Origin of the sequence: Geotalea daltonii FRC-32 (assembly GCF_000022265.1) — a bacterium.
Taxonomy (GTDB): domain Bacteria; phylum Desulfobacterota; class Desulfuromonadia; order Geobacterales; family Geobacteraceae; genus Geotalea; species Geotalea daltonii.
The window spans coordinates 38,524-62,477 of sequence record NC_011979.1 but is presented as its reverse complement, the minus strand read 5'-3'; the positions used below and the strand labels follow the sequence as shown (position 1 = coordinate 62,477).

At 55.1% G+C, this 23,954-nt stretch carries 22 protein-coding genes and 1 tRNA gene; 1 reads left to right on the top strand and 22 read right to left on the bottom strand.

The window, feature by feature from the left end:
- Nucleotides 1-231 precede the first annotated feature (231 nt).
- The 12 genes from GEOB_RS00265 to GEOB_RS00210 form a co-directional block, all read right to left on the bottom strand.
- Nucleotides 232-319, bottom strand: a tRNA-Ser gene (locus GEOB_RS00265).
- A gap of 9 nt (nt 320-328) precedes the next feature.
- Nucleotides 329-814, bottom strand: coding sequence for a tRNA adenosine(34) deaminase TadA (tadA, locus tag GEOB_RS00260; protein WP_012645158.1), 486 nt, complete (start codon nt 812-814; stop codon nt 329-331).
- Nucleotides 815-907: 93 nt separating this feature from the next.
- On the bottom strand, nt 908-2,248 hold the full coding sequence (locus GEOB_RS00255; protein ID WP_012645157.1) for a diguanylate cyclase domain-containing protein: 1,341 nt from the start codon (nt 2,246-2,248) through the stop codon (nt 908-910).
- A 17-nt stretch (nt 2,249-2,265) separates the two neighbouring features.
- A complete protein-coding gene (locus GEOB_RS00250) occupies nt 2,266-3,576 on the bottom strand; it encodes a sensor histidine kinase (RefSeq protein WP_012645156.1) in 1,311 nt (436 codons plus the stop codon).
- A gap of 24 nt (nt 3,577-3,600) precedes the next feature.
- A complete protein-coding gene (locus GEOB_RS00245) occupies nt 3,601-4,422 on the bottom strand; it encodes a substrate-binding domain-containing protein (protein ID WP_012645155.1) in 822 nt (273 codons plus the stop codon).
- Nucleotides 4,419-6,380: a sensor histidine kinase gene (locus tag GEOB_RS00240; protein ID WP_012645154.1), complete on the bottom strand. Its 1,962-nt coding sequence runs from the start codon at nt 6,378-6,380 to the stop codon at nt 4,419-4,421. The genes GEOB_RS00245 and GEOB_RS00240 overlap by 4 nt, the downstream gene beginning before the upstream one ends.
- Nucleotides 6,377-7,696: a diguanylate cyclase domain-containing protein gene (locus tag GEOB_RS00235; protein ID WP_012645153.1), complete on the bottom strand. Its 1,320-nt coding sequence runs from the start codon at nt 7,694-7,696 to the stop codon at nt 6,377-6,379. Before GEOB_RS00235 ends, GEOB_RS00240 begins: the two co-directional genes overlap by 4 nt.
- Nucleotides 7,697-7,734: 38 nt before the next feature.
- Complete coding sequence (locus tag GEOB_RS00230) at nt 7,735-8,178, bottom strand: response regulator (RefSeq protein WP_012645152.1); 444 nt, start codon at nt 8,176-8,178, stop codon at nt 7,735-7,737.
- Nucleotides 8,179-8,442: 264 nt separating this feature from the next.
- Nucleotides 8,443-9,264, bottom strand: coding sequence for a metal ABC transporter permease (locus GEOB_RS00225; protein ID WP_012645151.1), 822 nt, complete (start codon nt 9,262-9,264; stop codon nt 8,443-8,445).
- A gap of 97 nt (nt 9,265-9,361) precedes the next feature.
- Complete coding sequence (locus tag GEOB_RS00220) at nt 9,362-10,114, bottom strand: metal ABC transporter ATP-binding protein (protein ID WP_012645150.1); 753 nt, start codon at nt 10,112-10,114, stop codon at nt 9,362-9,364.
- A complete protein-coding gene (locus GEOB_RS00215) occupies nt 10,105-11,034 on the bottom strand; it encodes a metal ABC transporter solute-binding protein, Zn/Mn family (protein ID WP_012645149.1) in 930 nt (309 codons plus the stop codon). Before GEOB_RS00215 ends, GEOB_RS00220 begins: the two co-directional genes overlap by 10 nt.
- Nucleotides 11,031-11,456: a Fur family transcriptional regulator gene (locus tag GEOB_RS00210; protein WP_012645148.1), complete on the bottom strand. Its 426-nt coding sequence runs from the start codon at nt 11,454-11,456 to the stop codon at nt 11,031-11,033. The genes GEOB_RS00215 and GEOB_RS00210 overlap by 4 nt, the downstream gene beginning before the upstream one ends.
- 340 nt (nt 11,457-11,796) lie before the next feature.
- Between GEOB_RS00210 and GEOB_RS00205 the strand changes: the two genes are divergently transcribed.
- Nucleotides 11,797-12,624 (top strand): PilZ-like domain-containing protein, encoded by an 828-nt coding sequence (locus GEOB_RS00205; RefSeq protein ID WP_012645147.1) that lies wholly within the window; start codon nt 11,797-11,799, stop codon nt 12,622-12,624.
- Here the strand turns inward: GEOB_RS00205 and cobD are convergent.
- The 10 genes from cobD to GEOB_RS00155 form a co-directional block, all read right to left on the bottom strand.
- Complete coding sequence (cobD, locus tag GEOB_RS00200; RefSeq protein WP_012645146.1) at nt 12,616-13,707, bottom strand: threonine-phosphate decarboxylase CobD; 1,092 nt, start codon at nt 13,705-13,707, stop codon at nt 12,616-12,618. The two genes, GEOB_RS00205 and cobD, sit on opposite strands and share 9 nt — an antisense overlap.
- Nucleotides 13,708-13,715: 8 nt before the next feature.
- Entirely contained in the window at nt 13,716-14,678 is a 963-nt protein-coding gene (gene cbiB, locus GEOB_RS00195; RefSeq protein WP_012645145.1) for an adenosylcobinamide-phosphate synthase CbiB, read from the bottom strand.
- A 14-nt stretch (nt 14,679-14,692) separates the two neighbouring features.
- Nucleotides 14,693-17,035 (bottom strand): cobyric acid synthase, encoded by a 2,343-nt coding sequence (locus GEOB_RS00190; protein ID WP_012645144.1) that lies wholly within the window; start codon nt 17,033-17,035, stop codon nt 14,693-14,695.
- Between the two features lie 6 nt (nt 17,036-17,041).
- Nucleotides 17,042-17,569, bottom strand: coding sequence for a hypothetical protein (locus GEOB_RS00185; RefSeq protein ID WP_012645143.1), 528 nt, complete (start codon nt 17,567-17,569; stop codon nt 17,042-17,044).
- Between the two features lie 19 nt (nt 17,570-17,588).
- On the bottom strand, nt 17,589-18,647 hold the full coding sequence (locus GEOB_RS00180) for a cobalt-precorrin 5A hydrolase (protein ID WP_012645142.1): 1,059 nt from the start codon (nt 18,645-18,647) through the stop codon (nt 17,589-17,591).
- A gap of 85 nt (nt 18,648-18,732) precedes the next feature.
- Nucleotides 18,733-19,587 (bottom strand): KilA-N domain-containing protein, encoded by an 855-nt coding sequence (locus tag GEOB_RS00175; protein WP_012645141.1) that lies wholly within the window; start codon nt 19,585-19,587, stop codon nt 18,733-18,735.
- Between the two features lie 342 nt (nt 19,588-19,929).
- Complete coding sequence (gene cobM / locus GEOB_RS00170; protein WP_012645140.1) at nt 19,930-20,721, bottom strand: precorrin-4 C(11)-methyltransferase; 792 nt, start codon at nt 20,719-20,721, stop codon at nt 19,930-19,932.
- Between the two features lie 13 nt (nt 20,722-20,734).
- Complete coding sequence (gene cobI / locus GEOB_RS00165) at nt 20,735-21,460, bottom strand: precorrin-2 C(20)-methyltransferase (RefSeq protein WP_012645139.1); 726 nt, start codon at nt 21,458-21,460, stop codon at nt 20,735-20,737.
- Nucleotides 21,461-21,614: 154 nt separating this feature from the next.
- A complete protein-coding gene (locus GEOB_RS00160; protein ID WP_012645138.1) occupies nt 21,615-22,832 on the bottom strand; it encodes a bifunctional cobalt-precorrin-7 (C(5))-methyltransferase/cobalt-precorrin-6B (C(15))-methyltransferase in 1,218 nt (405 codons plus the stop codon).
- 31 nt (nt 22,833-22,863) lie between these two features.
- On the bottom strand, nt 22,864-23,952 hold the full coding sequence (locus GEOB_RS00155; protein WP_012645137.1) for a cobalt-precorrin-5B (C(1))-methyltransferase: 1,089 nt from the start codon (nt 23,950-23,952) through the stop codon (nt 22,864-22,866).
- Between the last annotated feature and the right edge of the window lie 2 nt (nt 23,953-23,954).

Here is a 23,954-nt window from a genome sequence, read left to right as displayed (position 1 = left end):
TTTTAGTATGGAGTACGAAAGCTGGAGGATAATTAGATTATCGTGGGAGAGATATTCTATTGGCGGGACAGGCGCAAGGCAGCAGGAGGGACTACTGGAACATCCTCGAATACTTCGGAGAAGACAACATTGAAATCAAAACAAAACCCCTTCCTTTTTACCGAGAATTTCGTTGGTGAAAGTCTGGTGAAAGTCGGGGGTTTTCAGGAAGCCTGCCAAAAGCAGAAAAACTGGCGGAGAGGTAGGGATTCGAACCCTAGGTACGTTGCCGTACACCTGATTTCGAGTCAGGCACCATCGACCACTCGGACACCTCTCCGTTTGATTGCTATTCTCTTTTATTCTGCTTCTTTTCCCGGCGCAAGGCGGCGAAAAAATCGCTGAGTAGCGCCGCGCATTCCGCTTCCCTGATCCCTGAAACCAGCGTTACCCGGTGGTTGAGCCGGCTGTCGTCGGACAGGTTGTAAAGGGAACCAGCCGCCCCCCCTTTCGGGTCGTGGCAGCCGAAAACCACCTTTTCCACCCGCGCCAGCAAGATCGCCCCCATGCACATCAGGCAGGGTTCCAGGGTGACATAAAGCGTTGTGCCGAGCAGGCGCCAATTGCCGTTTTTTTTTGCCCCCCGCCGGATGGCTATCAGTTCGGCATGGGCCGAGGGGTCCTGCATCCCCTCCCGTAGGTTGTGTCCTCTGGCAATTATTTTACCATCTCTGACGATAACGGCACCAATGGGTACCTCGCCGCGGGCGGCGGCCTTTTCAGCCTGGGCGATGGCTTTGCCCATCCAGAAGGCATCATCCCTCTCTATCGCCATTTCTGTTATCGCTCTTTCTGATAAAACGGCCCGTGGCACCGGGGAAGTGTTGGAGAAAACGTCTGAAAAGCTACCATGCATGAAAAATAAAAGTCAAGTTAAATTACCCTCTCCTGCCTGGTAAAATTCGAACCGGCTGCCACCCTGCTTGGCACGATACATGGCCGTGTCGGCGTGTTTCAGCAGGCTTTCCAAATCGGTGCCGTCATCAGGGAAGATACTTATGCCGATACTGACGCCGATCGAACCCTCCTTCCCCTTAAGTTGAAAGGGCACGGAGAGCTCGCCGATAATCTTTTTCGCTACAGTTGCGGCATCCTTTCTCTCGCTGATCCGGGAGAGAACTACGGCGAATTCGTCTCCCCCCATACGTGCTACCGTATCGGATTTACGCAGACATCCTTTCAGCCTCTCCGCAACTTTCTGCAGCAGCAGGTCTCCCACATCATGCCCGTCCTGGTCATTGATCTGCTTGAATCGATCCAGATCAAGAAACAGCAGGGCAAAAGCAATGCCGTACCTTTTGCCCTGTTCCAGATTGGTATTGAAGCGGTCGAAAAACAGCGTCCGGTTGGGCAATGAAGTGAGCATATCGTAATGGGCCAACTGTTCCAGGCGGCGCTTGGCCAGGGTGCGTTCGGTGATGTCGCGAAAGATGATTTGCACGGCTGGTTCGCCGTTGAAGGTAAAGGGAACGCCTGAGACCTCAACATCTATGTCGGCCATGTCAAAACGGATAAACCGTTCCTCAATCCAGGGGACGTTATATCCCGAATCTTCCATCTGCCTCAGCTGTGCCTTGAATATTTCCTTGAAGTCGGGATGGACGAAGTCGAGCATGGCCATTCCCAGCAGGTCCTTCGCCTCCGGCGCACCCAAAAGGCTCACACCTGCGGGATTGATGAAGACGAATTTCCCGGCGGAGCAGATCACGATCCCGTCGGGAGACAGTTCAACCAGCTTTCTGTATCGCCATTCGCTCTCGTGGATGGCGGTGAGCATTTGCTGCCGCTCGGCAACAAGCTGTTGTTTCTGCAATACCTGATCAATAACCAGTGGAAGCAGCTCCAGATAGCCCATCTCCACATCTTTGACGATATAGTCCGTGGCGCCCAGCTTCAGTGCTTCCACAGCTACCTTTTCATTGCCGCTGCCCGTTACCATGATCACTGGTGGATGTTTTTCCCGCGCGGTCAGGATGCGCAGCACATCTATACCGCCGCACAGAGGCATGTTGTAGTCGACCAGGATTACATCGTATTCCACCTTTTCCGACATGGCCAGCCCCAGCTCGCCATTCTCCGCCAGGTCTATCACGTGCCCAAGCCGCTGCAGGGTCCTTTGGAGCAGCCGGGCCAGCCCGGCATCATCTTCCATATATAAAATACGAGCGCCATCGGCTTTGCCGTCAACTGCACCCATTTCGTCGACCATTGTTCTTCTCCCGTGGTTTATACTCTTCCCATGCCGTCTTCTGTCAATGGCAGGCTAAAACTGAAGGTGCTCCCTTCACCGAATTCCGAAGCACACCAGATCTGGCCGTCGAGTCGCCGCACCAGAGCCTTTACGTAGGCAAGTCCCATCCCATCCCCCTGGACATCCTGTTTGCCTGCCCGGCGAAAAATGTCGAACACCTTGTTCTGGTCATCAAGGGAAATTCCCCTGCCATTGTCGCGAAAGTTGAAGATGTATCCCTCATGCGTCTTTTCCGCCGAGATCTCAAGCCTGCCCGGTCGCTCCGGGTCAAGGTACTTGACGGCGTTATCCAGCAGATTACCTATAATCTGCTCCAGGGCAACTCTGTCCTGGACTACCTCTGGCAGCATTCCGACGCTCACCTGGGCATTTTTCTGCTCCAGCTGATGGGTCAGCGTTTTCAGGATACCGTCCACCAGCTCGTTGAGATCGACCGGCTCCGGTTTCAACTCGCGGTGCCCAAGGCGGGACAGCTTCAGAACCAGGCCGATCAGTGTATCCATACGGCTCACCGATGAGGTGATGAACCCGATCGCCTCAGGGACATCGGTTTCAAGAATCTCGGTGAGTCTTTTGCCGTCATTGCCGTCTAAATCGCATTCCCTTCTTCTCGTGATGGAATCCAGCTCCTGCATGCAGGCCTGCAACTCGCCGGTAAAGCCTTTGACATTTACCAAAGGCGCCCGGAGGTCGTGGGAAATGATATAGGCAAAGTTCTTAAGCTCCTCATTGACCTCCTGAAGGTTCTGGGCAAAGTGCTGCAGCCTCTCTTCAGCCCGTTTCAACTCATTGAGCGCCTTTTTTGGCATCATCAACAGCGAAATGAAAACAGCGGTCCCCAAGAATATACCTATCAGCGCCACCAGACCGACGCGCAGCAAAAGGGGAGCAAGTGAACGGCTGATTTCTATTTTTCCTACCTCCACCCCTGAATCTTTCAGGGGATAGGTGCTGCTGACCACCGGGGGATTCAGCCTGTCGGTGCTTTCCGCCACCAGCTCTCCACCCTTGTCGAATATCCGCCTTGTCTCGGCGTGCCCTGCCCGTGGTCTTCTTGCCAGGAGTTCATAAAGCCTGGGCGTTTCATATTTCCATAAATCGGGATTACTTCTGATGATGGAGGCTATATTGCGGGCGTTTATTTCAGCCTCTGTTTCCAGACCTCCCATCGTATATTTATAGGAAACCAGGAAGTAGATGAGGGGCAAAGCAACCGTTATGGCAATTGCAACCGTTCCGGCAATGCAGCTGGTAATTCTTATCAATTTGTTGTGTTCAGAACTCATGGTCGGTACCAGTCAAATTGGTTTTTAGAGCGGTTGATTGCCGTTTGCTGCAAGAATTTTCCTGCCGGCCGGCGAAGAGAAAAAAGCGGCAAATTCCTTGGCCGCTTCCGATGAGTTGCCCAGGGTTACTATGTAAAACTCCTTCCAGACCGGATAGGCTTCCTTCATCGTCTTGGCCTTGGGCTGCACGCCATCAAGGGCTAACACCTTTACCGGCAATTTTTCTGTCAAAACCTGTGTCAGTGTGGCTCCGCCAAAACTGCCGGGAATCTTCATCACCATGTCGATGCTATCCTGATCGGTGACGGCAAAATTCATTTCCGGCTGGCGGATCGCTGACAAAACGGCCTGATCCATACCAGGAGAGAGGCTGCGCAGCAGCTTGGTATCGGAATCGCTTTCCGGCCTCATTACCAGGCGAACCTGCTTGCCGTCCGGCCATTCCCTGATCTTGCCGCCGTATAACTGTTCCACCTCTCTGATGGTTGTTGACTCTTTGTTGACTTGCCGATGGGTTATGAAAACATACGGCGATCTGGCATATTTCGTCTCCACGGCGCCCCTGGATTTTTCTTCTGCTTTCAGCGGCCGGCCACTGAGGGCAATGTCAACTGCCCCCCCGATCACCGCCTTTATCCCTCCCGAACTGCCAAGGCTCGGCAGTACCTTGATGGACACTCCCTTATGGATCTTCATGTATGCTTTGGCCAAGAGCTTCGCCGAGCCCAGAGGCCCCCCCGAGCCCCCGACTTTTATCACTGTTTCTGCCGATGCCGCTGTGGCTGTCAGAAACCCCGCCACGATCAAGCAGACCATGGCCCTTTTGAAAATAAGATCTCTTTTCATGCTCTGCCTCCCTGCGCTGTAGTTAGCCATTCTTCCCCTATGGTGAAAGAAAAAGTACTTCCTGTGCCCACTTCAGAGGAACACCATATGCGGCCATGGCATTGTTTTACCAGTGCCCGTACATATGCCAGCCCCATCCCCTCTCCCGTAGACTCCTGTTTGCCGGCACGGCGAAACGGATCGAATATCTTGCCAATATCCTCTTCGCTGATGCCGACCCCATTGTCGCGGACATGGAACAGCCAGCCCTCGTCCGAATTCTCGGCACTTACCTCGACCTTGGCCCTGCGTCCATGGGCGCGGTACTTGACTGCATTATCCAGAAGTCCGCCCATTATCTCCTCCAGCGCAGCTCTATCCGTTTCCAAATCCGGCAGATCGCCAATTATCACCTCAGCCTCTGCCCCATCAATGGTTTTCCCTAGCCGTGCCCCTATACCCTTCACCAGCTCGCTCACATTCACCGGCTCAACCGTCATCTTGCGCTGCCCCAGATGGGACAGCCTGAGGACGGAGGAAAGCATCCCGTCCATCTTCCGCACAGAATCTGTGATGAAATGCAGGGCCTCCGGCACTTCACTTCTGACTATTTCCACCATTCGTCCCCTGGCTGCTTCTCCCACATGGGGCATGGCTTCCTCAAGCACCGCGGACAGTTCCTTGAGATTGTCGGCCAACTCACCTGCAAAGCCCCGGATGTTCACCAACGGCGTCCTCAGATCATGGGAAATGGTGTAGACGAACCCCCTCAGTTCATCGTTGCTGTCCTTTAGCTCCCGGTTGTAGCGTCTCTGCATTGCCTCCCACTGCTTGCGGCCGGTGATATCATGGGCCACGCAAACCAGGCTTCGCATGCTGTTATCAGGATTCCAGATAATGGAGATGGAAAGGGCCACGGGAATTTTTCTGCCGTCCCTGGCGACCAAGGTCCTTTCCTCATCGCTCAGGTAGCCCAGGTTGACCAGTTCTTCCAGGGAACAATAGGGCAATACTTCTTTTAAAGGTCTGCCAACCGGCTCGTCGTCATAACCGAGCATGGCACAGGCTGCACCATTGACTTGCTGTATCGCCCCATCGGGCGAGACGACGATGAGGGCGTCCATCATGGAGTGGATGACTTCGCTGAAATAGTCCTTGCCGGCGATAATCTCCTGAGTGGAGCGATGGAGGGCTTGCGCCATGCCCTGGAACGATTTGGCCAGCGCCCCGATTTCATCCTCCGGGCCGATGTGGATGGCCGCTTTCAAATCTCCCTCTCCCATTTTCCGGACGGCGTTTTGCAGGGTTCGAAGTCGCCGGGAAAAGGAAGCTGAGATGACCATGCCGGACAGAATGGCAAGGGCGAAAGTGGCGCCGGTAACCATGACGATATTTTGCAGTGCCCCCTGCATTGTCCGGTAAGTAAACTGTTTGATTTCGGCAAAATCCCTGGCGTTTTCCTGGGATTCCTGCTCTACCGCCTGCAGAAACTGCCGTTCTGCCCTTTCGTTCTTCTCCTTCAGTTCGACCAATTCTCTGGCAGGACGGCTCTTTTCCAGAGCGCTGACGATGGCCGCGGCTGTTTTTATCAACGCTTCCCCGCTCTCATTTATCCTGTCGTGTCCTTGGTCCCGTACACCGCGGTGATGTCTCAGCAGATCCTTTTCGTAGCGGCCCAGCGCCTTGTAGTAAGAGCTGATTCCCTCAGCAATAAATTTCTTCTCCTCTGCCAGTTCACCCTGGAATAGTTCTCTGTCCCCTTGCTGCCAGAGAAACCCATACTCAACCGTGGAGGAAACAATCCGCAAGCCGGCATATTTCAGCTCCTGCAGGGAGCGACCGAGGGGGATTTCATCCTCGGCCTGGCGCTTGAACTCTTCACTGACCGTGTTTACGATGCGCATGCCGAACCAGCCAACCACAGCGGTGAACAGGGCGACCAGAAAATATCCCGTAAGCAGCTTGCCGCGAATCTTCATTGGTCCACCATCAGGGATTGATCGGCAAAAAGGCAGAACCTGTTGCGCCCGTTTTCCTTGGCATTGTACATGGCCATGTCCGCCATCTTCAGCAGCAACTGCGGATCATCGCTGTCCGCAGGGAAGATACTGATACCAATACTGGCCCCTATCGAACATTGGTGCCCACGCAAACAGAAATCAACATCGAGGGCGGCGATGATTTTTCCTGCCACTGTTTCTGCATCACCCTTCCCGGCGATTTTCGACAGGATTATGCAAAACTCATCCCCACCCATGCGCGCCACCGTATCCGCATCACGTATGCAACCGGTCATTCTGCCGGCCACTTCCCGGAGCAGCATATCCCCCACGTCGTGTCCCAGGTTATCATTAACGGGTTTGAAACGATCCAGATCCACATAAAGGAGGGCAAACATCTGGTTGTATCGCCTGGCATGGGAGACAGTCTGGCCAAGGCGGTCAAAGAAGAGGATCCGGTTGGGAAGAGAAGTGAGAGGGTCGAAATTGGCCATGTACTGGAGGCGGTCATAGGCCTGTTTCCGTTCGCTGATATCGCGGAATATCAGTTGAAAGGCCGGCTCGTTATTGAAAGTGAAAGGAAGCGTTGTCACCTCCACATCCACCTCGGTCTGGTCGAGACGCAGAAATTTCTCTTCAATTACAGGGAAGTCCTCCTGCTCCTCCACCAGCAGTCCCAGCCCAGGAAGATGCCGGTCGCGGAAGGCCGGCTGGATAATTCCAGCCAAGTCCTTTCCGAGAAGCTCTTGTTCTTCCCTTGCCCCCAGTATTTCCAGCCCATTGGGGTTGATGAAGACCAGTTTCCCATGCTGATGAATGGCGATGCCGTCCGGAGAAAGCTCCACCAGCTTCCGGTATCGCTCTTCGCTCTCCCTGACGGCATGGAGCATCTGTTCACGCTCCCGGACCAGCTGCTCCTTCTCCAGCACCTGCTCAATGATCATGGGCAACAGCTCCAGGTAACCCATTTCCACATCTTTAACCACGTAATCGTTGGCCCCCAGCTTCAACGCCTCCACCGCAATCTTTTCGTTGCCATTGCCGGTTACCATTATCACCGGCGGCAGTCCTCTGGCGGTCATGGCCCTTAAGACCTCCATCCCCCCGCAGACCGGCATATGGTAATCCAGGAGCACCAGGTCGTATCCTCCACCTTCAAGCATCGCCAGACCCTTCTCGCCATTGTCGACAACGTCCACCACATAGCCGAGCCGCTGCAGGTTTCGCTGTAAAAGCCGAGCCAGACCCGCATCATCTTCCATATAGAGAATGCTCACTGAGTTTTTGGCCGCCACCGGATCGTCCCTTTCTGAACAGGATGCCGTTATTGTTGTCACAGGTCGTCGGGAACCTTGACGATGGAGAGAAACAGCCCCAGATTGCGGATGGCTTGTGAAAAGCTGTCGTAGTCAACCGGCTTGGTTACATAGATATTGCACCCCAGACTGTAACATCGGCTGATTTCCCGGGGATTTTCGGTGGTGGTGAGCATGACCACCGGAATGTTTCGGGTGCGCTCATTTGCCTTGATTCTGCTCAGCACCTGATAGCCATCCAGCACCGGCATGTTCAGGTCGAGAAGGATCAGAAACGGCACCCTGTTTTCATGACCGGTGAACTCTCCCTCATTGAACAGAAAATCAATCGCTTTCTGGCCATTATCCAGATGTATTATTTCGTTGGCCACTCCTGCGCGGCGCAGGTTCTTTTCGATAAGCCGTGCATGGCCCGCGTCATCCTCCACCAGAAGGATGGTTACGCTTTGATGACTGGACATAGGTCTCCCTCGCCTTTGTTGTTGGCATTTCATATGCCTTATCGGCAGCTTGCCTGAAAGCTTAAGGTAACCTCAAAAATTAATGAGAGAACTAAAGGATGGCTGGTTCTTGCTTGGCGGAGAGACGGAGGGCTAGGAGTCTGTCGAACTTAGGGATCGAAGCGAGAGAATGGAAAATCGAGGACGGATATTTGGAAATTTGAGAGCGAATAGTGGACCTATTTGCCATTTTCGCAGCCGATTCATTCTAAGTCCGACAGACTCCTAGCGCCGGCGGAGCAATCTGAAGCAGAACGAGGCAGCAAAGATGACGAAGTTGAAGAGGACGATGGTGGCACCGGCGGGGAGATTGAGGACAAGGGAGAGACAGATGCTGATCATGACCGTACCCATGCCTATCAGGGCTGAAGAGAATATTGCCCCCTTGAAACTGCGTGCCAGTTGCAGGGCGGATACGGCGGGCAGGATGAGGAGTGCGGAGATGAGCATGATTCCTACCACTTTCATGGCCAACACCACGGTCAGGGCAGTCAAAAGCACCAGGACCATATTGATGCGGCTGGTCTGTATGCCGGCACTCCTGGCCAGGTCTTCATCGAAAGTGGTGGCAAAAAGTTCGTTGTAAAAGAAAAAGATGGATATGAGGACCACCAGGAACAACACTGCGGCAAGCATAAGCTCGGTCATACTGATGGAAAGGATATTGCCGAACAGGTAGCTGAAAAGATCAACATTGAAGCCGCCAGCTTTGCTCGCCAGCATTACACCGACGGCGATGCCCAGGGAGGAGACGATGCCGATGGCAGTATCACCGTAGATTTTCGCCTTGTCGGTCAGCTTCAATATCCCGATGGAGGCAAGGAGCACCACCGGGATGGCAGCCACGGTCATCAAAACTGACTGGAACCCCAGAAATAGCGCCAGGGCGACGCTGCCGAAGGTCACATGGGCAAGCCCGTCACCGATAAGGGAAAAACGACGCAGGACGAGAAAGATTCCCAAAGTAGAGCAGAGTACGGCAATCAGCGACCCCCCGACCAGGGCACGCTGCAAAAATCCATAGCTGAGTATTTCCGCCAGATCCATGAGTTTCCTATACAACCTTAGTTTTAGCCGACCGTTTACCCCCTCAATCCCCCCTGTTCCATAGGGGGAAGCGAACACCGTGAGCAGGGGGGCCAACTCAGTGCCGATGGCAGACCACATGCTGGGCCTTTTCGCCGAAAAAACCTGTCATTTCCGCCGATTTGCAGAACTCGTCAAAACCACCGTAAAATATCACCCGCTTGTCCAGATAGAGCAGCTTTGTCGCATAGCGGCCGATGGTGCCGGTATCGTGGGTGATGAGGATGACGGTGGTGTTTCGCTCCCGGTTCATATCGGCGAGCAACTGGTAAAAATGCTCCCTGGTTTCCGGGTCAAGTGCCGTAGTCGGTTCGTCCAGAACCAACAGCTCAGGCTCATTGACCAGCGCCCGTGCCAGCAGAACCCGTTGCCTGAGCCCCCCCGAAAGCTCGCCGATCATCTTGTCCCTGATGTGTGCGATATCCATCCACTGCAGCGTCTTTGCCACCGCTGCCGCATCATTTCTGTCAAAGCGCCGGGGAAAACTCTTTGCGGCAAGACGGCCCAGACGAACCACCTCCGCAACAGTGGCAGGGAAGTTTGGATTAAAGAACTGCAACCCTTGGGGCAGATAGCCGATGCGATTCCAATCGCGAAACTGGGCAAAAGGGGTGCCGAACAGGGATATGGCTCCCCTCTCAGGCTTGATCAGGCCGAGGATCGATTTGACCAAGGTGCTTTTGCCCGACCCGTTGGGACCGACCACCCCCACGTAATCACCGGAGTGAACGGCAAAGGTCAGATCCTGCAGTACATCGGCCCCCTGATAGCCCGAGCAGAGACCTTTCACGGAAAGCGCTTCTATGGACATTGTAGCCCCGTCCTCAGGTTCTTGAGATTTTCTTCCATAAGGGAGATGAAGGTTACTCCCCGGTCAAAGTCCGCCTTGCCGATATTGTGGGCGCCGTGCAGTCTGAGCAGCTGTGCTCCTGTTTCCCGGGCAATGGTCTCGGCAACGCGGGGATTGAGCAGCTCCTCGGTATAAATATACTTGAGCCCGCTGCTTCGCATCTGCCTGATAAGGGAGGTGAGCTTGCCGGCGGTCGGCTCGGCCTCAGCATTCAGGGCATAGGCTGATTGGTAGTGGAGGTTATAGCGACGAGCCATGTAACCAAAAGCAAAATGTCCCCCGTGGAGGAAATCCCTGGTCGCGCACCGGGACAGGCCAACCTTGAATCGCCCGTCCAGATCGGCCAGCTTTGCCTTGTAGGCAACCGCGTTGGCCGTGTAATACTGGCGGTTTGCCGGATCCTTTGCCACAAAAGCAGCAAGAATGTTGTCGACCATGATCCGATCATTGTCAAAATCAAGCCAGACGTGGGGATCCACCCTCCCGGCGCGATGACCATGCCCATCCTCCTCAGCCTTTTCTTCCCCCGCCTTGTACAGGTTCACTCCCCGGCTGGCATCCACCGTCAGCCCCTTTTGAGCCGCAGCTTCGGCTATTTGCGCCGCCCAGGGCTCCATGTACCTGTTGGTGAAGATGAAGATATCGGCCCGGCTGACACGGATAATATCGTCCGGTTTCGGCTCGAAGCTGTGGGGTTCCATGCCGGGGGGCAACAACAGAGTCACATCGATTTTGTCACCGCCGATCTGCCTGGCAAAGTCGAAGAGGGGGAAAAGCGTCGTTACCACTTTCAGCTTACCCGAATTGTGCTGCTCCCTTTTTTCGCAGGAAAGAAGTGCCGGCACAAGCAGGAGCATGAACAGGAAAAGAAATTTTTTCATATGGCTCCTCCCTGGCTTTCCGAACATTCGCGGCAGAGGCCGTTTACCTGGACGATATGGGAGAGGACGGTACCGCTGACCTTCTTTTCGATCTCTTCCATACCGCAGAAATTGATATCCTCCACCTTGCGACAGGAAAGACAGACGAAGTGGTGGTGATGGTGGCCGTTGGGGCAGAAATAGTAATAGAGTTGCCTGTTTGGATGAATGACCTTGGTGATGAGACCGCCATTGGCCAGTTCTTCCAGATTGCGATAGACGGTTGGCAAGCCGATGCTGTCGAAATTCTTTTGCAGCTTGCGCCAGACCTCTTCCGGGCTTGCATAGGATAATTCCTCAGCCAGCAGGGAGAGGATCGCCAGCCTTTTCGGTGTTACCTTCAGCTTCAGCTCTTTCAGGTCCTGATTAAATTTGTCGGACATATTGCTCCGTGATAGATGGTGCCTGATCTAAATAGAAATCATTTCTTTTTAGAATACCCCAATTTTGCCCACTGTCAAGGTTTTATCCGGCTGCAGGTTTCTGGCCCAGATGGGGAAAATGAAGTAAGTGTGTATCGAGGCAGGCATTTGACCATTCAATAATGGGGTTTGGCGGCAACCGGGGTAGCTGCGGGGTAATGGCAGAAAAAGCAAGAACCGGGAGCTTGTCTTCTCCACCCCACGGAAACGCCGTTGGAGACAATGGCGACTTTGATGAGTGAAGGATCTGGCAAATATCTTGCTAATTAAGACCATTCCACAAGCAAATTGGATCCTGCCAATGTCGGAGCAAAACCTTTATTACCGGGATTATTTCCATGTCAACCAGAGAGCCAGGGTCGACCTGCCGCTAGGCAACGGCCGTTTCTTCCACGAGTGGGCCGTTATCAGCTCTGCACATGGAGATCTCATAAGCCTCCGGTTGTCAAGGGATGTGCTCCCCCACGACCTCCTGCTGGCAAAGGGGGAACCGGTGTCGGTCAGGGCAGGAAGCGGCGGCCAGGGCTACCGTTGCCATGCCGTTATAGAAGATGTGGAGCTGGAAAAGGTGACCTTGAGATTGAGCGGCTCGGTAATCCCCGATGAACTGAGGGCTTATTTCCGCCTGGATACACTGCTGGAGTTTAACTATTCTCCTGCCGGCAAGGAAGAAACCTGGGAACTGCCCGGCAATCGCTGCATTATCGGCACCGGAACAGGCTGTGCAAAACCGTCATCACAGCAGTGGAACTTTCAGCGATCCAGACTCATGGAAATGTGCAATGACAAGGGAAACGGCGAAAAACATGCTGCCCAGCCCATCATCGTCAATATTAGTGGTGGCGGACTGAGAGCACAAACGGTGGAAGAAATCCAGGTCGGATCAGTGTTCAACCTCGCTTTTCACCTGCCCAACAGCCAGCCCCATCAGGTTCAGACCCTGGCCGAGGTAATCTACTGCCAGCCGCTCGCTTCCGTGTGGCATACCAGTACCAGCTTCTCCACCGGCATGAGATACCTGAAAATCAATGAGCGCAGCCGGGACAGCATCATAAAATTCGTCTGCAGTGAAGAAATCAAAAAAATCAGGAACTGCAACAAGAATTTTCATTCCATGGCCTCAAACTAGCTTCCCAGCATCCCCCAGCGTCTTCTCCATCTCCCTGACCAACAGCTCATTTTCCCGGCGCCTGCGTACCGCAACCCGGAAAAAGCGGGTGTCTAACCCTTGGAAGTTTGAGCAATCCCTTATCAGTAAGCCACGGGCAAGAAGCCTTTGCCTCAGCTCAGCTGCCGTAGGACCTTCATCCAACCTGACAAGCAGATAGTTGGCTGCAGACGGGTAGACCGTCAAGCCATTCAGCGTTGCCAGCTGCGCGGCAAGCAGGGCTCGCTCCTCGGCGATTGTCTGCAAGGTCCGAAGACGGTAGTCCGTATCGGCAATGGCTGCAAGGCCGGCAATCTGGGCCGGCGTGTTGACGCTCCATGGTTCCCGCAGAGATACCAGTTCAGGAATGATCTCCGGTGACCCCATGGCATAACCCAGGCGTAGGCCGGGGATGGCGAAGAACTTGGTCATGGATCTGAGTACCACCCCGCCGCCGTCCAGGAGCAGATGCTTGGCCGATTCTGCCTCACAGAAATCCATGAATGCCTCGTCCAACACCAGAAAGGTGCCGGAAGCACGGCAGAGGCGGTAAACCACCTTGATGGTCCCCAGAGGGAGCATCTTTCCGGTGGGATTGCCGGGATTGCAGAGGAAGAGCGCATCGAAGCCGCCGGATAACTTCTCTTCCAACAACGGGACCGACAGGGAAAAGCCATTCTCGGCGTCGAGCTCCAGATAGGCCACATCCCATCCTGCCCGGTCCAGGGCCCTGGCATATTCGGAAAAGGCGGGGGCAATGACCAGCGCCCTCCTTCCCTTTAGAAAACGTGGCATCAGGTAAATCAACTCTGTTGAACCGTTGGCCACACAGACCGAATTGCGATCAAGGCCATGGAAAGCAGCCAGCCCGGAGGAAAGCTCGACGGCATCGGAATCCGGGTAATGGGTGTAGCGGTCGAAGGAGGATATAAGCGCTTCCTTCACCGCTGTCGAAATGCCAAGAGGGTTGATGCTGGCAGAAAAATCCGCGATGTCTTCCGGCTTTATCCCCAGGCTGCGGGCCACGCTGAAGACATTTCCGCCATGATCGAATGTAGTCTTCATCCTTATTCCTATCTGTAAATGACCGTTGCAAAGACAACGAATCCAGCCAAAAGCAGCACCTCTGCCCCGTACATGAGGCGTACGGCACCATGGCAGGCTGCCAATGACAAGGGATAGACGTGGTCGCCAATGGTCGGCTTGGCCACAGGTTTGCCGAAATAGTAATTTACCCCTCCCAGCTGCACGCCCAGGGCACCGGCTGCTGCCGCTTCGGGAATGCCACTGTTGGGGGAAGAATGGTTGCGCCCGTCGCGTCGCATGATGCGCCAGGCACTCCCTGCCGACAGCCCGGCAAAGGGCGCTGCGAGAACCAACAACAGGCCGGTGAGCCTGGCCGGCAGGTAATTGGCCAGGTCGTCAAAACGGGCCGAGGCCCAGCCAAAGTGGAGATAGCGGTCGTTTTTATAGCCGACCATGGAGTCGAGGGTGTTGACTGCCTTGTAGGCCAGTCCCAGCACAGGTCCGCCGATCATCAGGCAAACGAGCGGAGCGATGACACCGTCTGAGGTATTTTCCGCCACAGTTTCCACCACCCCGCGGATAACCCCCGTTTGATCAAGATCACCGGTATCTCGGCCGACAATGCGCGACAACCAAATCCTTGCCGCCGGCAGATCACCCTTCCGCAGAGCATCCACAACCAGCATTGACTCTCGATGAAGGGAACGGGAGGCAAGACAGGTCCAGGAAAGATAAATGGCTACAGCCGTGGCAAAGATGGGATGAATCAGCGCGGCAACTTTTAGCAGCAGGGCCGCCGATAGACAGGTGATGCCGACGGTGATACAGAGAAGGGCAATGCCGCCCCGTCGCGCATCGGCAAAGACCCGCCGCAGGTGCGCCTCCAAAAACAATATCAGCCTGCCGATGCCCACCACCGGATGGGGCAGACCAGGAGGATCTCCCAGCAGCAGATCCAGTATAACTGCAACAATAACGACAAACACGTGATTGATGAAAGGCTCAGACACGAGAGAACCGCTCTTTAACGGTCTGCTTTGGCAGATTTCAGCCCGCAGATGGCAAACAGCCGGTCCATGTCCAGATGGCGCTCCAGATGATCGGCCAGCAGTTCGTAGGGGTCCTTGATGGGGATGACCTTGTGCCGCTCGCGCAGTCCTTTGCTGCGCCTGATGCCGTTGAGGAAGGCGGTTCTGAACCCGGCATTGTCGAAGATGCCGTGCAGGTAAGTGCCGTGAATCCTGCCATCCCTTGATACTGCACCATCTTCAATGTCCACCAGCCGATCCGAGCGGCACTTTATCCTGGCAAAGGGAAGGGCGTTGTCGCCACGGGTGGTTTCCCCCATGTGAATCTCGTAGCCGGTCAGCTCCCTGCCGCCATCTGCCAGATCCATCTCCGCCAGCAGATGGCCTGTCACCTGGTGGGTCTCCTTCTGCATCAGCATCACCGTCTCCACATCAAGCAGGGACAGCCCTTCCGCCTCCTTGATGTCCGATTCAACATTGAAGGGGTCCAGGACCCGCCGCCCCAGCATTTGATAGCCGCCGCAGATACCGAAAATGGCGCCGCCAAATTCGCGGATTGCCTTGTACAGGCCCCGCTCCATAAGAAAGTAAAGATCTGTGAGGGTCGATTTGCTGCCGGGAAGGATGATCAGATCCAGCCCCTTCATCTGCTTTGGGCTGTCGATGTAACGGAGTTCCACGTCCGGCTCGTTCTCCAGGGCGTCGAAATCTGTATAATTGGACATGCGCGACATCCTGATCACACCGATCTGCAGCTTGTCTCCGGCCGCATGACGTGAGCGGGAGGCTGCCGCACGGCTTTCCAGGGGGACGCTGTCCTCATCGGCAATGCGGAAACCCTGGAAATAGGGGATGACTCCGAGCACCGGCAGCCCGGTCCGTACTTCCACAAAATCTATCCCGGACTTTAGGAGCGAAGCGTCTCCCCTGAATTTATTGATGATGATACCTTTGACCATCGCCCGCTCGGCCGGTTCGAGAAGCTCAATGGTGCCGACGATCTGGGCAAAGACCCCCCCCCGATCGATGTCCGCCACCAGGATTACCGGGCAACCAGCCATTTCGGCCACCTTCAGGTTGGCAATATCGTGCTGCTTCAGGTTTATTTCGGCAATGCTGCCGGCTCCTTCGATGACGATGAAATCATGGCACTGCCTGAGGCGACTGAAACTCTCCTTGACGCTGACAAAGGCCTCCGGCTTGTAGGCATTGTATTCGGCCACCTTCATGTTGCCGATCACCCTCCCCTGGACGATGACCTGGCTCCCCACGTCGGAGTTCGGCTTGAGCAGAACAGGATTCATGTCCACGTGGGGAGCAATGCCGCACGCTTCTGCCTGGACCGCCTGTGCCCGGCCGATCTCCCCCCCTTCGGGAGTCACCGCAGAATTGAGTGCCATGTTCTGGGATTTGAAGGGAGCGACACCTATTCCCCTTTTTTTCAGAATGCGGCAGAAGCCGGCGGTCAACACCGATTTGCCCACATCGGAACCGGTGCCGCAGATCATCACGGCGCGGCTTAAGGCCGGTTCTAAATTCGAGGTTCTATGTTCTAGGTTTTCTGTCTTTAACTTCGAACCTAGAACTTCGAACCTAGAACCGGTTTTATACCCGCGCGGCGTGACCATCCGCCCTTTCTGATCGACAAAGGTGGCCGAGTTGCCGATGATGACGATGGAAAACATATCTATGTCATGATCCAGCATCTGGTCAAGGGTGGTGACAACCATGTCTTCACCCTCGCGGCAGGCATTACGCACAATGCCCACCGGGGTGCCGGCAGCACGCTGCGCGGCAATAATTGCCTGTGCCGCTTCGATCTGCATGGTCCGCCCCTTGCTCTTGGGATTGTAGAGGGCGATGACAAAATCTGCCGCAGCTGCCGCCGCAACACGCTTTTCGATGACCGGCCACGGGGTGAGCAGGTCGGAAAGGGAAATGACGGCAAAATCGTGCATCAGCGGCGCTCCGAGCACTGCAGCTGCAGCCTGGACTGCCGAAACCCCTGGAATGATGATAATGTCAGGCGGTGCGGGCAGGTTTTCTGCCAGCTCCAGGGCCAGTCCGGCCATGCCGTAGACTCCCGCATCACCGCTGGAAACCAGCGCCACCGACTTGCCCGAACAGGCGATGGAGAGGGCCTGGTTGCAGCGTTCCACCTCCTTGAGCATGCCCGAGGAGACCACTTCCTTGCCTGCCAGAAGTGGGGTGATGAAGTCCAGGTAGGTCTTGTAACCGACGATCACATCGGATGAGGCCAATGCCTCCCGGGCCTCGAAAGTCATGTGGTTGAGCCCGCCGGGGCCGATGCCGACTATGTATAGTGCCGATTGCGCCATTGCTTGCTAAAAACCCTCCGGTTCTTCCATTTGCGCCTTGATCTCTTCCGAATCGATTGAGAGGACCCCTGTCGGTAACAGAAGAACGCTAGCCTGGCTGCCTTTCCATTCCGCCCGGTCATTCTCCATCAAGGCAGGTTCGCCGAACTTTTTCCGGCAGGCGGCCAGAAGCTTGTTGTAATTATCTTTGCCGGCGAAATAGGCGGTGGCGCCGTAGAAAAGATCCTTGTAGAAATAGTAGTAGATCCTGGTTACGGTGGCCTCGCCGATCTTCAGCTGATCGTCCGGGCGGGAATAGACGGTGACCTGTGCAGCAGCCTGTTTGTTGGTACGCGTGTACAGCTCCCGCAGGGCTGCCGTCCCTTCCTTGCTGAATTCCAGCCCTTCCACCTCATAGACCGGTGCTCCCCAAGCGATACCCCGGAAACCGTCAGGTTCCCTTTCCTCAAAGGCAAGATCATTGGCCAGGGCGCTGGCAGCAAGAAATGCCAGAACCAGGGTGCAACTAACTATCGTCTTCACTGACAGTCTCATAATGGCCTCCATTGCTTCATCAATTTTGACATTCCGCTATGGCCAGGGTTATGTTGCCGCTTTTTACCTTCTTCAGCAGCATGGTTCCCCCTCCGGAAGCAAGCAAGGCAGCAGGCTCCGCAACACCGGTCGCACCTATGGCCGCGAGGGCATGGTTGGAGGGGGGGGACGGTGAAGCAACTCTATTCAGTTCTTCACTCTCGTAAAATGCGATTGAAAGGCCTAACCGTTCGGCAAATGTCAGCAATCCCGGCTCCGCCCGCTTGGCGGTGGCGGAGGCGATGCATTTCAGGCTCTTCATGGACAGGAACAGCCGCTTCATGTTTGCACTGACCAGAGCCCCTATCTCTTCCGCACTGGTTCCGCTGTTACAACCGATCCCCAGCACCAGGTTTCGGGGACGGAGAATGAGAAGCTTTTCCGACTGCACCTGCGGCGGCAGTTGCCGGTTGGTGACGAACAGGTATCCTTTCGCCGAGCTCTGCAGGGCCTCGATGAAGGTATCATGAAAAGAAAGGTTGCAGCGGCCATGGAACCAGGTGCGCACCCGCCCCGTTCCATCGACAGCCGCTATTTCAGCGTCGTCCAGAAGCAGGCTGTTGAGGACCTTGACCCGTGACAGGTCGTCTATAACCCAACCTTCCTCCTTAGCCAGCATATCAAAGGAAGGGAGATTGTTGGCATCGGTAGCTGTGGTGATCACCTCCCGCGCACCGGTAAGAAAAGCGCATCTGCAGGCCAGCTCGTTGGCGCCCCCCAGGTGCCCGGAAAGAATCGGAATGGAAAAGCGACCGGCATCATCCATGACCACCACCGCCGGATCCTTGTCCTTCGCTTCCAGGAGCGGGGCAATCATGCGCACGACAATGCCGGTAGCCATGATGAAAATGAAGCCGTGGGTCTCCGGCCATAGCCTTCGCACCAGTTCTTTCAGCTCACCGATAAAGGGAACTGCCTTTTTGCCGGCCATCCCCGCATATTTCTGCAGAACAAACAGGTCCGCCCTGGGAAAACCATCCCTAAGCTGCGCTCCCAGTCTGGCGCCGTTGCGGGTTATGGCGATAATGGCAATGCGCATTGGTTCACCACTAAGATCAATCCACAGATTATACCGATTTCACGGATGCATATTGCCTTGCCTGCGATGTTTGGTATGGATTTTCTTATTCCACGATCTTCGGCAATAAGCCATTATCCGATTCCTTTAACTGCCTTAAATTGACATTGCCTGTCAGAGACTTCATCTGTGTGATCGCCGCATCATTCAATTGCCGTATCCGTTCCTGCTGGCTCAATCCCTGATATATCAAGACCGAGTTAATACTTTCAAGATTCGAAAGAACAACCAGTTGCTCAAGAGTAGCATAATCGCGCATATTACCGGTCTGCTTTGGGTTGTTCTGCCGCCATTCGCCGGAAGTCATCCCAAACAATGCCACATTCAGCAAGTCGGCTTCTGTTGCATAAATAGTGGTTATTTGGGTTTTGGTCAATCGTCGGGGAATGAGGTGATCCTTGATTGCATCTGTGTGGATTTTATAGTTAATCTTGGCAAGGGTCCGTTGAAGATTCCATTCCAGCGTCTTGGAGCGGGCCTCTTCCTCCTTGAGACGCTGAAATTCCTTGATGAGGTAGAGTTTGAACTCTACGGAAATCCAGGAAGCAAATTCAAAAGCAATGTCTTTATGGGCGAAGGTTCCACCATATCTGCCAGATTTTGATACTAGGCCTATGGCATTGGTAGCCTCAATCCACCGTTGCGGAGACAGCACAAAATAATTACTTCCGGCTTCATTTTTAAACCTCTCGAATTCGAGAGGTTTAAAATCAGGGTTGCTCAGCTTTTCCCACAGGCCCAATAGCTCAATCGTACTTCGGCCACGCATCCAGTTATTGATGACGGCAAACGGCTCCGCAGCATTCCGATATCGAGCGATGTCGGTCAAGGATATGTAGTCTTCCCGCTCTCGGGAAATGATGGTTATTTCCTTGCCTTGCACATCGATCTTTCCAGCCATTGTTTCCTCATGTGTACAGGTAATTCCCCAAGTTTGGGAGATACCTTTCATTACTTCAGATACTTTTCCAGGATCGCCCGCTTCTTACCTTCTGCCGCGGCAACCGAAGCTTTGAATTCGCGGATTCACTGCTCTCGCGAATGCATTCCAGGACAACGAAATTTTATGGATGTGAAAAATTGCTTGTTGTGTCATCACCACGCTTGATGGAATCGGGATAAATTAATCCTGCGTTTACGCCCGTCAATGCAGATGGCACATTCATGGGATATATATCATTTCTGGTGGATATCCCATCGGCCGCAAAATCGAGCACTGTTTTCAATTCTTCGTTCCACATACCTAACCGACAATCCCGTCACGGAATTCATGGCTGAAACCCTTATCGTACAGGAGTGACTTCGCTTTCAGCCCTTCCCGTCGGGCACTGAGCACATCGCCGACGACGATCAGCGCCTGTTTGCCGATGCCTGCTTCCTTGACCCTGGCGGCAATATCGGCAAGAGTCCCTTCCACTACCTGCTCATCGGGCCAGGTTGCCCTGGCCACCACCGCCACCGGGGTCTGCTCCGTATATGCGCCCTGAAGCAGTTCCGCCACCACCTGTTCGATCATGGCCACGGAGAGGTAGATAACCATGGTGGCGCCGATGCCTGCGGTGCGGGCCAGGGTCTCCCGCTCCGGCACCGGCGTTCTGCCTGCCAAACGGGTAATGATCACCGTCTGTGTCACCTCCGGCAGGGTCAGTTCCTGTTTCAGGGTGGCTGCAGCAGCAAAGGCACTCGTCACCCCCGGCACCACCTCGTAGCCGATGCCGAGCCTGTCCAGCTCGACCATCTGCTCCTGGATGGCTCCATAGATGGATGGGTCTCCGGTATGCAGTCGCACCGTCTTCTTTCCGGCAAAGACCGCCTCGGACAAGGCGCTCGTCGTCTCTTCCAGGGTCATCCCGGCCGAATCGAAGACCTGGGCATTGGCTGCATAGGTCCGCACCAGTTCCCGGTCCACCAGACTGCCGGCATAAACCACCACCTCCGCCTCGCCCAATAGCCGCGCTCCCTTGACCGTGATCAGCTCCGCATCACCCGGGCCAGCGCCGACAAAAGCTATTCTGTTTTCCGTTGCAGCATTCACTGATGAAATTCCTTCACCATAGGTTTTTTTTGACGATCAGCAGCGACAGATAGTCCAGCTTCCGTCCCACCAGGGAGGCCAGTTCAGTCACTACCTCCTCGTCTGCCGAACCGACACGGCGGACGAAAACAGCCTGTTTCTCCAGTCCCATCTCCTGCAGCAGGGCGTAAACACGGTCGAATACGCGGCTCACCTTCATCAGGACGATCGTATCGAAATTTTCGAAAGTGCGGCGCAGCTCTTCATCCTCGTAGGTAGTAGGAAGGATGGCGATGCGGTCCGAGGCCATGCCGAGGGGAAGATCAGCGGCAATGGAAGCGGCGTTGATGCTGGAAATACCAGGCACCACCTCTATCTCGAGATGCGGATACCTATCGCGGAAGATGCGGTAGAGGTAGAGAAAGGTGGAATAGAGAAAGGGATCGCCGATGGTTATAAAGGCCACATCCTTGCCGGCGGCAACACGTTCGGCAACCTGGGCGGCAGCCTTTTCCCAGAAGGTATCCAGCCCCTCCTGATCCCTCTTCATTGGGAAGACCTGGACCAGCACCTCCTGATGGTTACGGTCGATAAATTCTTCGACAATGGAAAGGGCATAGCTGGAAGCGTCCACAGTCCCGGTGGGGGTGCAGATCACCGGCACCGAGCGGATGATTCGCTCCGCCTTGCGGGTAACCAGCTCCGGATCGCCGGGACCGACACCGACGGCATAAATTTTTCCTGGTTTTGGATTTTGCATATTTTTTGGGTTTTTCGGTTTTGTTTTTTGCGAATTCGATTTCAGGATGGAGAGCAAGGCCGCAAGGAGAAGCTGACGCAGGCGTAGCAGCGCTACGTCGAGGAGAGCGACGACGCGGCAACGCCGCTATCCGCCTGAAGGCAAATTCGCTTTTCTAGTCGTCTTTGGTGGCTGCGATGATATACACTGGATTATGCGCCTCAAACATCTTGTACTCGGTCAGCCCCTTGGTCCTGGAGATGTTGACGCAGGTTATCTCCACGCTGTAGCCGTGGTCTTCGAGGAATTCCACCGCCTTGGTCAGGGTATCGAGGGTGACGGCATTGAGGACGATCTGACCTTCAGGCTTGAGCCGCCGGTCCACCGCCTCGATGATATCTTCCAGCATGCCGCCGGAGCCGCCGATGAAAACCCGGTCCGGATCTGGAAGGTCCTCCAGCCCTTCGGGAGCAAATGCCTCGATGAGCGTGACATTGCGGGCAACGAACTTTTTCAGGTTATCGCGGATGAAGGAGAGGTACTGGGCATTCTTTTCCAGGGCAAAAATCTTGCCGTTGGGCATCAGGTTGGAGGCCTCGATGGAGACCGAGCCGCTGCCGGCGCCGATATCCCACATGACCAGGTCATCCTGCAGACGCAGCTTGGCCAGGGTCACCGCCCTCACTTCTTCCTTGGTGATGAGCTTTTTGGCCGTGGCGAATTCCTCATCCCTGATGCCGATCAGCGGGTAATGCTCCAGGGTCGGCTCCCAGGCCTTGATGAGGATAAGGATGTTCAGCGGTGAACAGCTGATGTTGACCAGGCTTCTCACATCGGTTTTGGTGAATTTTTCCCCCGGCAGCCCCATATCCTCGCACAGCCAAGCCTCAAAACCTTCGGCGCCACGCGCCGCAAGTTCACGGGCAATGGCCGCGGGGGAATTGACGGCATCGGTCAGGACCGCCACCTTTTCCGAGGCAATGATGCGATCAATGGCACTCTTCAGCCCTCTGCCATGAACGGAAATGAACACCGCGTCGTCCCACGGCTCCTTGATGCGGGCAAAGGCATACTGAACGCTGGTCACGTTGGGGAAGATCTCGATCCGCTCCTTGGGCAGATTTCTCAGGATAAACCGGGCCACGCCGAAAAAGTTCGGATCCCCGGAACCCAGCACCACCGTCCGCTTTTCCGTGGTCTTCAGGTATTCGAGCATGATGGAGAGGTCTTCCAGCACCCGCTTTTCCCCTTTGAAGTCCGGAAAAATGTCCAAGAGCCGCTGATGGCCAATCAGTACTTCCGCCTTGTTGATAGTCTCCAGCGCCGTAGCCCCGAAACCTTCCCACCCTTCGATGCCTGCCCCGATCAGATATATCTTTTCCCTTTGAGGCATAGCCCCCCCTTGCTGACTTTCCTTCGTTAAATCAGCCGAAATATAACACTTCCTGGCCGTAGCCCGCCAGTAAAACCTTTATGGACGATTCCTGAACCAGCCTTGCAGCAAAACCTTTAACCCGTTCACAGACTGCTGCCATCAGCACGGGATCGTTACCGGATTCTTCAAGCACTTGCCTGGCAGTGTTGGCCCGCCGGGCAAGGAGTACCAGCCCTGAGGTCCGAGGATCAGGGCCAAGCCATGAAACCAGCTGCTGCAGGTCAAGCTCCGAGGAGGAGACGTGGGTCTGCTCGTGACCGCAGGCCACCTTGAGGAGTTTTGCGAACTGGCCGGCGATGACAATCTCTCTGACCCCCTTGGCCGCACAGGTCTTCAGTGCATAGCCGACGTGGTCCCCCATCATGATGAATGCTTCTTCTTGCGTCAGTTTTCCCAGCTGCAGGTGCCGTTCCGCGACCAGCTCGCTGGTACGCCCGGTGGAAAGGATCAGGGTTTTGCTGCCGCAGGCCAGGGCAACATCGATGGCAGCATCGATGGTATCGGTCCAGGCCTTGGCCGATATGGGTTTGACGATGCCGGTGGTCCCCAGGATGGACAGGCCGCCGATAATGCCCAGACGGGCATTTAGTGTCTTTTTCGCCAGCTCTTCCCCGTTGGGGATACTTACTGTCACCTTCATCAGGGAAGGAACGCAGCGGATGGCAAAAACCTCGTTGATGACAACCCGGATCATCTTTCGCGGCACCGGGTTGATGGCCCATTCCCCCACCGGTACCGCCAGTCCCGGCTTGGTTACCTTGCCGATGCCTGTCCCGCCGCTAACGGCAATCTCTCCTTTGGTTCCCGGCGGCGCCGGCTCAATGGTGAGCGAAACGTTTATTTCGGCGCCATTGGTGATGTCCGGATCGTCACCGGCATCTTTTATCACTGAGCAGGAGGCGAATTTGTCACCAAGCTGCTGGTTCCGCAGGGTGAATGGAACCAGCTCCCCGCCGGGCAGGATAATTTCCACCCGGTCGATGACCTGCCCGTCACGCAGCATTTCCGCCGCACCTTTAGCCGCAGCAGCTGCACAGGCGCCTGTAGTATAGCCGGATCTGAGGAAGGCGCGCGTCATGA

Excerpts from the sequence above, each read along its gene's own strand:
- tadA (WP_012645158.1), bottom strand. The coding sequence starts at position 814 with ATGGCGATAGAGAGGGATGATGCCTTCTGGATGGGCAAAGCCATCGCC.
- GEOB_RS00255 (WP_012645157.1), bottom strand. The coding sequence starts at position 2,248 with ATGGTCGACGAAATGGGTGCAGTTGACGGCAAAGCCGATGGCGCTCGT.
- GEOB_RS00250 (WP_012645156.1), bottom strand. The coding sequence starts at position 3,576 with ATGAGTTCTGAACACAACAAATTGATAAGAATTACCAGCTGCATTGCC.
- GEOB_RS00245 (WP_012645155.1), bottom strand. The coding sequence starts at position 4,422 with ATGAAAAGAGATCTTATTTTCAAAAGGGCCATGGTCTGCTTGATCGTG.
- GEOB_RS00240 (WP_012645154.1), bottom strand. The coding sequence starts at position 6,380 with ATGAAGATTCGCGGCAAGCTGCTTACGGGATATTTTCTGGTCGCCCTG.
- GEOB_RS00230 (WP_012645152.1), bottom strand. The coding sequence starts at position 8,178 with ATGTCCAGTCATCAAAGCGTAACCATCCTTCTGGTGGAGGATGACGCG.
- GEOB_RS00225 (WP_012645151.1), bottom strand. The coding sequence starts at position 9,264 with ATGGATCTGGCGGAAATACTCAGCTATGGATTTTTGCAGCGTGCCCTG.
- GEOB_RS00220 (WP_012645150.1), bottom strand. The coding sequence starts at position 10,114 with ATGTCCATAGAAGCGCTTTCCGTGAAAGGTCTCTGCTCGGGCTATCAG.
- GEOB_RS00215 (WP_012645149.1), bottom strand. The coding sequence starts at position 11,034 with ATGAAAAAATTTCTTTTCCTGTTCATGCTCCTGCTTGTGCCGGCACTT.
- GEOB_RS00210 (WP_012645148.1), bottom strand. The coding sequence starts at position 11,456 with ATGTCCGACAAATTTAATCAGGACCTGAAAGAGCTGAAGCTGAAGGTA.
- GEOB_RS00205 (WP_012645147.1), top strand. The coding sequence starts at position 11,797 with ATGTCGGAGCAAAACCTTTATTACCGGGATTATTTCCATGTCAACCAG.
- cobD (WP_012645146.1), bottom strand. The coding sequence starts at position 13,707 with ATGAAGACTACATTCGATCATGGCGGAAATGTCTTCAGCGTGGCCCGC.
- GEOB_RS00190 (WP_012645144.1), bottom strand. The coding sequence starts at position 17,035 with ATGGCGCAATCGGCACTATACATAGTCGGCATCGGCCCCGGCGGGCTC.
- GEOB_RS00185 (WP_012645143.1), bottom strand. The coding sequence starts at position 17,569 with ATGAGACTGTCAGTGAAGACGATAGTTAGTTGCACCCTGGTTCTGGCA.
- GEOB_RS00180 (WP_012645142.1), bottom strand. The coding sequence starts at position 18,647 with ATGCGCATTGCCATTATCGCCATAACCCGCAACGGCGCCAGACTGGGA.
- GEOB_RS00175 (WP_012645141.1), bottom strand. The coding sequence starts at position 19,587 with ATGGCTGGAAAGATCGATGTGCAAGGCAAGGAAATAACCATCATTTCC.
- cobI (WP_012645139.1), bottom strand. The coding sequence starts at position 21,460 with ATGCAAAATCCAAAACCAGGAAAAATTTATGCCGTCGGTGTCGGTCCC.
- GEOB_RS00160 (WP_012645138.1), bottom strand. The coding sequence starts at position 22,832 with ATGCCTCAAAGGGAAAAGATATATCTGATCGGGGCAGGCATCGAAGGG.
- GEOB_RS00155 (WP_012645137.1), bottom strand. The coding sequence starts at position 23,952 with ATGACGCGCGCCTTCCTCAGATCCGGCTATACTACAGGCGCCTGTGCA.